This is a genomic window from Burkholderia sp. APQ4-4ca (assembly GCF_057837105.1).
Genome location: NZ_JBYQCG010000189.1, coordinates 1 through 2,589, shown reverse-complemented (window position 1 = coordinate 2,589; position 2,589 = coordinate 1). Strand labels below are relative to the sequence as shown.

General features: G+C 64.3%; 3 protein-coding genes. All 3 read right to left on the bottom strand.

Translation table 11 applies throughout. The features are described from left to right. Positions 1-726, bottom strand: a 726-nt coding sequence (locus tag AC3IFE_RS20995; RefSeq protein ID WP_489191821.1) for a metal-dependent hydrolase family protein, incomplete at its 3' end; no start/stop codon positions are given. A 13-nt stretch (positions 727-739) separates the two neighbouring features. Next, positions 740-2,056 (bottom strand): MFS transporter, encoded by a 1,317-nt coding sequence (locus tag AC3IFE_RS20990; protein ID WP_489191820.1) that lies wholly within the window; start codon positions 2,054-2,056, stop codon positions 740-742. Between the two features lie 139 nt (positions 2,057-2,195). Beyond that, positions 2,196-2,589, bottom strand: a 394-nt coding sequence (locus tag AC3IFE_RS20985; protein ID WP_489191819.1) for a LysR substrate-binding domain-containing protein, incomplete at its 5' end; no start/stop codon positions are given.

Below are 2,589 nucleotides of genomic sequence, written 5' to 3'. Positions count from 1 at the left end.
GCACCTCACAGCCCGCGCAATCGCCCGCCCCGTATACGCATGCGCCATCACATAAGTATTCGCGGCCTCAGCCTCATCGACGATCGCCCGAATTTCATCCTCCGAATACTGCGTGTTCGCAATCGGATCGGTCGGCGAAGCCACGCCGCCTGACGCCATGATCTTGATCTGCGTCGCGCCTTTCTGAATCTCCTCACGCACGGCGAGCCGCACGCCTTCGACACCATCGACGACCCGCGCAATCGCCCCCGTCCTGAAACAGCAGGAGCACGGTTCCAGCACATCTCCACGTGGCCGGAAATCCCCATGCCCTCCGGTCTGCGACAACGCTTTCCCCGACGGAAAAATCCGCGGCCCCGGAATCAGCCCTGTCTCAACGGCCTGCATCAAGCTCCAATCCGCGCCCCCCGCATCCCGCACGCTGGTAAACCCCCGCGCCAACATCGCATCGAGAATCGGCAGCGACCGAATCGCCGCGAGAATATTCGGCTGCGTCGCATTCGCGCCGAGATTCGCATTCGACGCCAGCACATGCACATGGCAATCGATGAACCCCGGCATCACGGTCTTGCCGCGCACGTCGATCACCTGCGCATTCGGCAAATCCACCGGCCGATCGGTGACTTCGACGATCCGCTCGCCTTCGATCACGACATGATGATGTTCGAGCAACACGCCTTGTTCGAGGTCGAGCACGTTGCCGCCTTGAAGCACGGTAATGGTCATGGGAGAAAAATCCTTATCGAGTCGTTGCGGCCGCACGCTTCGCATCCTTCACGAAGCGCGTGCCGACGAAACTGACGGCCGCCGCGAGCATCACGTAGAACGCGGGCGCCATGTTGCTGCCGGTGCGGGCGATGAGCCACGTGATCAGGAACGGCGCGAACCCGCCGAAGATCGTCACCGCGAAGTTGTACGCAACGGATAACCCGGTCGACAGCACCTTGGTCGGAAACAGCTCCGCGAGCGCCGCGAGGATCGGCCCCGTATAGGCCGCGATCAGCACGCCGAACACGGCCTGGAACACGATCAGCGACGCGAACCCGGGCGCATGGTTGATCCACGAGAACATCGGCCACGCGAGCACGAGGATCGCGAGCGCCGCGCCGGACAGGAACACGCGCCGTCCCCACGCGTCGGCGAGGCGTCCGACGATCGGCGAGCAGCACATGATCATCAGCCCGCCGACCATGCCGGCCGTAAAGCCGGTCGACTGCGGCAGATGCAGCGTGCGCACGGAATAGGTCGGCATGTAGAACAGCAGCACGTAGGTGCAGACGGTCCACAGGATGACCATCGAGAAACTCGCGAACGTCTCGCGCGGATACGTATTCAGCACTTCCTTCAGCGGCGAGCTTTCCTTCGCCTGCGATTCGACGGCGCTGAACGCGGGCGTCTCGTCGATATGGCTGCGAATGAAGTAGCCGACCGGCCCGACGATGATCCCGAGCAGGAACGGGAGCCGCCAGCCCCAGCTATGCAGCGCCTGCGTGTCGAGCGACGTCGTGACGAACGTGCCGGTCGCCGCACCGAGCAGCACCGCGAAGCCGATGCTCGACTGGATCCAGCTCGAGTAATACGCGCGCTTCTCCGGCGGCGCGTATTCGGTGAGGAACGCGGTGGCGCCGCCCATCTCGCCGCCGGCCGAGAAGCCTTGCAGCAGCCGCGCGACGACGATCAGGAGCGGCGCGGCGATGCCGGCCTGTTCGTAGGTCGGCGCGATCCCGATCAGCGCGGTGCCGGCCGCCATCAGCAGGATCGTGAGCGACAGCGCGGCCTTGCGTCCGACCTTGTCGGCATAGACGCCGAGCACGATGCCGCCCACCGGCCGCATGAAGAAGCCCACGCCGAACGTCGCGACGGTGAGCAGCACGGACGTCAGTTCGTTGCCGGTCGGGAAGAACAGCTTCGCGATGATCACCGCGAAGAAGCTGTAGACGGTGAAATCGAACCATTCGAGGCCGTTACCGATCACGGTCGCGACGATGGCGCGGCGGCGCTGTTGCACCGCCGCATCGACGGAAGGCGCGGCGCGCGGGGAAAGCGTTCCTTGCATGGTCTCTTCCTTTGTCAGAAGTCCGAAGACGGGACGGCTGCCCCGCGTGAACCCCATGCTAAGGAAAGCCGCATTTTTTTCTGAAACGAAAGATTCGCATGCCTGCATGCGCTGCACGCATGCGTCGCGCCCGGGGTAGTCAGGGCGCGGTCTGCTTCTCAGCCTGTTCGAACAGCCAGCGGGTGAACAGGCGGGCGGCCTGGTTCTGCGCGCGGTCGTTCGGCGAGATCACGTAATAGCCGCCGCCGTGGCTCGCGGACGCTTCCGTCACGCGCACGAGCAGGCCGGCTTCGATGCATGCGTCGATCATGTAGCGCCAGCCGAGCGACACGCCCTGGCCGAGAATCGTCATCTGCACGATCTGCGGATAGGAGTTGATCGTGATGTCTTGCGGCTGGGCCTTCTGCCGGTCGACGTCGTTCATGTCGAACCATTCGGACCACGACATCCATTGGCGCTGGCCGTCTTCGAGGCGCAGCAGTGTTTCGTTCGCGAGATCGGCCGGGTCGAGCGTGCGGCCGGCCAGATAGCCT